The 6,396-nt window shown below is 71.3% G+C and carries 5 protein-coding genes; 2 read left to right on the top strand and 3 right to left on the bottom strand.

The genetic code is table 11. The annotated features are described in order from the left end of the window. Together DKL51_RS04430 and DKL51_RS04425 are read left to right on the top strand one after the other, a co-directional pair. On the top strand, positions 1 to 192 hold a 192-nt coding region (locus DKL51_RS04430), incomplete at its 5' end, for an HRDC domain-containing protein (RefSeq protein ID WP_148097724.1). Positions 193 to 238: 46 nt separating this feature from the next. After that, complete coding sequence (locus tag DKL51_RS04425) at positions 239 to 496, top strand: hypothetical protein (RefSeq protein WP_109965065.1); 258 nt, start codon at positions 239 to 241, stop codon at positions 494 to 496. Positions 497 to 545: 49 nt separating this feature from the next. On the opposite strand, the gene uvrC is transcribed toward DKL51_RS04425, so the two are convergent. The 3 genes from uvrC to uvrA form a co-directional block, all read right to left on the bottom strand. Next, on the bottom strand, positions 546 to 2,486 hold the full coding sequence (uvrC, locus tag DKL51_RS04420; RefSeq protein ID WP_109965066.1) for an excinuclease ABC subunit UvrC: 1,941 nt from the start codon (positions 2,484 to 2,486) through the stop codon (positions 546 to 548). Between the two features lie 86 nt (positions 2,487 to 2,572). Next, a complete protein-coding gene (locus DKL51_RS04415; protein ID WP_109944104.1) occupies positions 2,573 to 3,064 on the bottom strand; it encodes a Rieske (2Fe-2S) protein in 492 nt (163 codons plus the stop codon). A gap of 157 nt (positions 3,065 to 3,221) precedes the next feature. Further along, positions 3,222 to 6,170, bottom strand: a complete 2,949-nt coding sequence (uvrA, locus tag DKL51_RS04410; protein WP_109944103.1) for an excinuclease ABC subunit UvrA — start codon at positions 6,168 to 6,170, stop codon at positions 3,222 to 3,224. Positions 6,171 to 6,396 lie beyond the last annotated feature (226 nt).

The raw sequence follows: 6,396 nt of genomic DNA, 5'->3' as shown, positions 1-6,396 counted from the left end.
CTTGCGGCCACCGCGAAGGAGCAGGGCGTCCCCGCGTACGTGATCTTCCACGACGCCACGCTGCGCCAGATCGCCACCGATGCGCCCGGCTCGCTGGCCGAGCTGGCCCGGATCAACGGCGTCGGCGACAACAAGCTCACCAAGTACGGCGAGCAGATCCTCACGGTCCTCGGCGAGGTTCAGTCGGCATGAACCGGACGGGGTGGCGGCGGATGCGCCGCCCCGGCATGATCCACCGGTGCGCCGCCTTCCCCTGCTGACCAGCGTCGCCGCGATCGGGCTGGTCGCGCTCCTGGTCGCCGCCCTGCTCCACACGCGGCGCGAGAACGAGTGGGCACACGGCGGTGACGCGGTGGCGGTGGACGTGGTGTACCGGGTCGCCGGGAAGGACGACGCCACGGAGGCCGCCCGGGCGCTCGGCTGGCCGGTCGGTCCGTTCGACGGACAGCTGGGGGTGCTCGGGGACCAGGCCCTCGTCGTTCGGGGCGGGCGCTGACTCTGCGGCCGCAGGCCGTCGCGCTCCTCGTCGAGGAGGGTCGGCGCGGTTAGTCCGTAGCCGGGGCCTTCGCCTCGCCGTGCAGCGCCGCGAGGATCGCCTCCGCGGTCCGCTTCCCCAGACCCGGGACCTCGGTGATCTCGTCGACCGTCGCGGCGGAGAGCCGCTTGAGCGAGCCGAAGTGTCGCATCAGCGCCTTGCGCCGCACCTCCCCCAGCCCGGGGATGGTGTCCAGCGCCGACTCGGTCATCCGCTTCGAGCGGCGCTGCCGGTGGAAGGTGATGGCGAACCGGTGCGCCTCGTCGCGGACCCGCTGCAGCAGGTAGAGCCCCTCGCTGGTGCGCGGCAGGATGACCGGGAACTCGTCGTCGGGCAGCCACACCTCCTCCAGCCGCTTGGCCAGCCCGCAGAGCGCCACGTCGTCGATGCCCAGCTCGGCGAGGGCCTGCGCGGCCGCCGCCACCTGGGGCGCACCGCCGTCGACCACGACCAGCTGCGGCGGGTACGCGAACTTGCGCGGCCGCCCGGTGGTGGGGTCGATGCCGGGCCGGTCCGGGTCGGCGGCGGTCTCCTCGCCGATCTCTCCCGTCTCCGCGCGGGTGTCGAGGTAGCGGGCGAAGCGCCGCCGCAGCACCTCGGACATGGCGGAGAGGTCGTCGGTGGCGCCCCGGACGATGAACCGCCGGTACTCGCTCTTGCGCGGCAGCCCGTCCTCGAAGACCACCATGCTGGCCACCACGTCGGTGCCCTGGATCTGGGAGACGTCGAAACACTCGATGCGCAGCGGCGACGTCCGCATGCCGAGCGCGTCGCTGATCTCGTCGAGGGCCTTGCTCCGGGTGGTCAGGTCGCCGGCCCGCTTGACCTTGTGCCGGGTCAGCGCGTCCTTCGCGTTGCGCTCCACGGTCTCCAGCAACGACCGCTTGTCGCCGCGTTGCGGCACCCGCAGCGACACCCGGCTGCCCCGACGGGCGGAGAGCCAGTCGGCGAGCGCGTCGGCGTCGCCGGGCAGCTCCGGGACGAGCAGCTCGCGCGGTACGTCCGCCTCCCCCTGCTCGCCGCCGTAGACCTGGGTGCAGAAGTGGTGCACCAGGTCGCCCGTGGTGAGGTCCTCGGTCTTCTCCACCACCCAGCCGCGCTGGCCGCGCACCCGGCCGTCGCGGACGTGGAAGACCTGGACGGCGGCCTCCATGGGGTCGTCGGCGAAGGCGACCACGTCGGCGTCGGTGCCGTCGCCGAGCACCACGGTCTGCTTCTCCATGGCCCGGCGCAGCGCGGCGATGTCGTCCCGCAGCCGGGCGGCCCGCTCGAACTCCAGGTGCTCGCTGGCGTCGGTCATCTCCCGTTCGAGCTTGCGGACCATGGTGTCGGTGCGGCCGCCCATGAAGTCGCAGAAGCCGTTGACGATCTCCCGGTGCCGCTCGGCGGTGACGCTGCCGACGCAGGGCGCGGAGCACTTGCCGATGTACCCCAGCAGGCAGGGGCGGCCAACCTGGCCGGCCCGCTTGAACACCCCGGAGGAGCAGGTCCGGGCCGGGAAGACCCGCAGCAGCAGGTCGAGCGTCTCGCGGATCGCCCAGGCGTGCGAGTACGGCCCGAAGTAGCGCACCCCCTTGCGCTTGGCGCCCCGCATCACCTGCAGCCGCGGGTACTCCTCGTCGAGGGTGACCGCCAGGTACGGGTACGACTTGTCGTCCCGGTAGCGGACGTTGAACTTCGGGTCGTACTGCTTGATCCAGGTGTATTCCTGCTGGAGCGCCTCGACCTCGGTGGCGACGGTGATCCAGTCCACGGACTCGGCGGTGAAGACCATCTGCCGGGTGCGCTGGTGCAGGTTGACCGGGTCGGCGAAGTACGAGTTGAGCCGGCTGCGCAGGTTCCTCGCCTTGCCGACGTAGATGACCCGACCGGTGCCGTCGCGGAAGCGGTAGACCCCTGGCGCCTCCGGGATCGTGCCGGGCGCGGGACGGTAGGTCGAGGGGTCAGCCACGTCAGCAAGCGTAGTCCGCACCCCCGACACCCCACGCCGCCACCGCGCGGCGCCCCACCATGAACGGGTGCGGGTGCGGGCGCGGGTCAGGCGAGGGCGATGCGGTCGCCTTCGACCTTGAGCGCCTTGGGGGCGAGGGGCTTCGTCGCCGGGCCCTGCTTCACCGAACCGTCGGCGATGGAGAACCTGCTGTTGTGGCAGGTGCAGTTGATCGTGCCGCCGTCGACGTTCGACACCGGGCAGCCCTGGTGGGTGCAGATCGGGTCGAAGCCCTTGAACTGCCCCGGCTCCGGCTGGGTGATCACCACGCCCTTGCTGGCGTAGACCGCGCCGCCGCCGACCGGGATGTCCGTGGTGCGGGCCAGCGGACCGGTGGTGTCCCGGTTGCCACCCTCGGGATCACCGGCGTTGGTGGCGCGGCCCGGGCCGCCGCTGCTGGGAGCCGGGCCGCCGGCGGTGTCGCCCGCGTCGTCTCCGCAGGCGGCCAGCACCACGGCAGCCCCGACCGCGCCGGCACCGGCCAGCAGCGCCCGACGGGTCTGCGTACCCGGCGCGTCCAGCACCTGATCCTCACTCATGTCCGGCCTTCCTCTCGGCTGCCGCCGCCGCCCGTCATCATCCGCGGCCGCACTTCTGGACACGGATCACTGTGCCGCACAGTTCACCGGAGCGTGCCGTGACTCGGGATATGGGACGGGCGGGCCGGTTTCCCGACCCGCCCGTTCTACCGTCGGCTCAGCGCGCCCCGGCGGGCACCTTGCGGGCTCGCGACCGGGTGGCGCCACTGCCGTTGGCCTTGGCCGCCCGCGACGTGGCCGCCTGCGCCCCCTTGGCCTCGCCGTCGAGCTTGAGCACCTGACGCAGGAACTGGCCGGTGTGGCTCTCCGCCACCTCGGCGACCTCCTCCGGGGTGCCGGTGGCGAGCACGGTACCGCCTCGGTGGCCGCCCTCCGGGCCCATGTCGATGATCCAGTCGGCGGTCTTGATCACGTCGAGGTTGTGCTCGATGGTGATGACCGTGTTGCCCTTGTCCACCAGGCCCTCGAGCACCATCAGCAGCTTGCGGATGTCCTCGAAGTGCAGGCCGGTGGTGGGCTCGTCGAGCACGTAGACCGTCCGGCCGGTGGACCGCTTCTGCAGCTCGGAGGCGAGCTTGACGCGCTGCGCCTCGCCGCCGGAGAGGGTCGGCGCGGGCTGGCCGAGGCGGACGTACCCGAGGCCCACGTCGACCAGCGTCTTGAGGTGCCGGTGGATGGCCGGGATGGCGGAGAAGAACTCCGCCGCCTCCTCGATCGGCATCTCCAGTACGTCGGAGACGGTCTTGCCCTTGTAGTGCACCTCCAGCGTCTCCCGGTTGTACCGGGCGCCCTTGCAGACCTCGCAGGGAACGTAGACGTCCGGGAGGAAGTTCATCTCGATCTTGATCGTGCCGTCGCCGGAACAGGCCTCGCAGCGGCCGCCCTTGACGTTGAACGAGAACCGGCCCGGACCGTACCCGCGGACCTTGGCCTCGGTGGTCTCGGCGAAGAGCTTCCGGACGTGGTCCCAGACCCCGGTATAGGTGGCCGGGTTCGACCGCGGCGTCCGGCCGATCGGCGACTGGTCGACGCCGACGACCTTGTCGACGTTCTCCAGCCCGGTGATCCGGGTGTGCCGGCCGGGAACCAGCCGGGCGCCGTTGATCTGGTTGGCCAGTACGGCGTGCAGGATGTCGTTGACCAGGGTCGACTTGCCGGAGCCGCTGACCCCGGTGACGGCGATGAGCTGGCCGAGCGGAAACGAGACGGTGAGGTTGCGCAGGTTGTGCTCGCGCGCCCCGTGCACCACCAGCTCGCGGTCCGGGGTCTGCGGGCGGCGCTGGCGCGGCGTCGGGATCGACTTGCGACCCGACAGGTACGCCCCGGTGACCGACTCCGGGTTCTCCAGCAGGGCCGGGACCGAGCCGCTGTGCACGATCTTGCCGCCGTGCTCGCCGGCGCCCGGGCCGATGTCGACGATCCAGTCGGCGGTGCGGATGGTGTCCTCGTCGTGCTCCACCACGATCAGCGTGTTGCCCAGCCCGCGCAGCCGGACCAGGGTCTCGATCAGCCGGTGGTTGTCCCGCTGGTGCAGGCCGATCGACGGCTCGTCGAGCACGTAGAGCACGCCGACCAGGCCGGAGCCGATCTGGGTGGCGAGCCGGATGCGCTGGGCCTCCCCGCCGGAGAGCGTGCCGGCCGGGCGGTCCAGGGAGAGGTAGTCCAGCCCCACGTCGAGCAGGAACTTCAGCCGGGCGTTGATCTCCTTGAGCACCCGCTCGGCGATCAGCTTCTGCCGGTCGCTCAGCTCGATGCCGGCGAGCAGGTCGGCCGCTTCCCCCACCGACAGGTTGCAGAGCTCCGCGATGCTCTTGCCGGCCAGCGTGACCGCGAGCACCTCGGGCTTGAGCCGGGCGCCACCGCAGGCCGCGCAGGGCACGTCCCGCATGTAGCCCTCGTACTTGTCCCGCGACCACTCGGACTCGGTGTCGGAGTGCCGCCGCTCGATCCACTGCACCACGCCCTCGAAGCCGGTGTAGTAGGAGCGTTCGCGGCCGTACTTGTTGCGGTAGCGGACGTGCACCTGGTCGTCGGAGCCGTGCAGGATCGTCTTCTGCGCCCGGGACGGCAGTGCCCGCCACGGCGTGTCGATGTCGAAGTGCTGGACCTCGCCGAGGGCCTCCAGCAGGCGGAGGAAGTACTCCAGGTTGTGCCCGGTCGACCAGGGCTGGATCGCGCCCTCGCGCAGGGTGCGCTCCGGGTCGGGGACGATCAGCTCGGCGTCGACCTCCTTCTTGGTGCCCAGGCCGGTGCACTCCGGGCAGGCGCCGTACGGCGCGTTGAAGGAGAAGACCCGGGGCTCCAGGTCCTCGATCGCTAGGGGGTGGTCGTTGGGGCAGGCCAGGTGCTCGGAGTAGCGACGCTCGCGGTCCGGGTCGTCCTCGGGCAGGTCGACGAAGTCGAGCAGGACCAGGCCGCCGGAGAGGCCGAGCGCCGCCTCCACCGAGTCGGTCAGCCGCTGCTTGGCGCTGGCCTTGACGGTGAGCCGGTCGATGACCACCTCGATGGTGTGCTTCTCCTGCTTCTTGAGCTTCGGCGGCTCGGTCAGCGGGTGCACCACGCCGTCGACCCGGGCCCGGGCGTACCCCTTGGCCTGGAGCTCGGCGAAGAGGTCGACGTACTCCCCCTTGCGGCCGCGGATGACCGGGGCGAGCACCATGAACCGGGTGCCCTCCGCCATCGTCAGGACCCGGTCGACGATCTGCTGCGGGGTCTGCCGGGAGATCCGCTCACCACAGACCGGGCAGTGCGGCTCGCCGATGCGGGCGAAGAGGAGCCGCAGGTAGTCGTAGACCTCGGTGATGGTGCCGACGGTGGAGCGCGGGTTGCGCGAGGTGGACTTCTGGTCGATGGAGACCGCGGGGCTGAGGCCCTCGATGAAGTCGACGTCCGGCTTGTCCATCTGGCCGAGGAACTGCCGGGCGTACGAGGAGAGGGACTCGACGTAGCGCCGCTGCCCCTCGGCGAAGATCGTGTCGAAGGCCAGGCTCGACTTGCCCGACCCGGAGAGCCCGGTGAAGACGATCAGAGCGTCCCGGGGCAGGTCGAGACTGACGTCACGCAGATTGTGCTCGCGCGCGCCACGGATGATCAGTCGGTCGGCCACGGTCCGTGTACTCCCGGGTGAAGAAAGTGAGGTGGATCTGTCCGCTCGAAGGTGCTGACGAGCGATTTTCGCGCGCAGGAAGAACGCTCCGGCAACCTTAGCCCCGAGGTACGACACTTTTCCGCGCCGGCACATTCCCCCAGGTCACACCCCGTGGCTCGGGTCGGCCGGCGGACCGGCCGACCCGGCGACGGGCCGACTCAGGGGCGGGTGGCTCGCCGGCGCC

Origin of the sequence: Micromonospora globispora (assembly GCF_003857015.1) — a bacterium.
GTDB classification, from domain to species: Bacteria; Actinomycetota; Actinomycetes; order Mycobacteriales; family Micromonosporaceae; genus Micromonospora; species Micromonospora globispora.
Note: the sequence above shows the minus strand (reverse complement) of the source record. Positions and strands in the feature narration are given on the sequence as shown.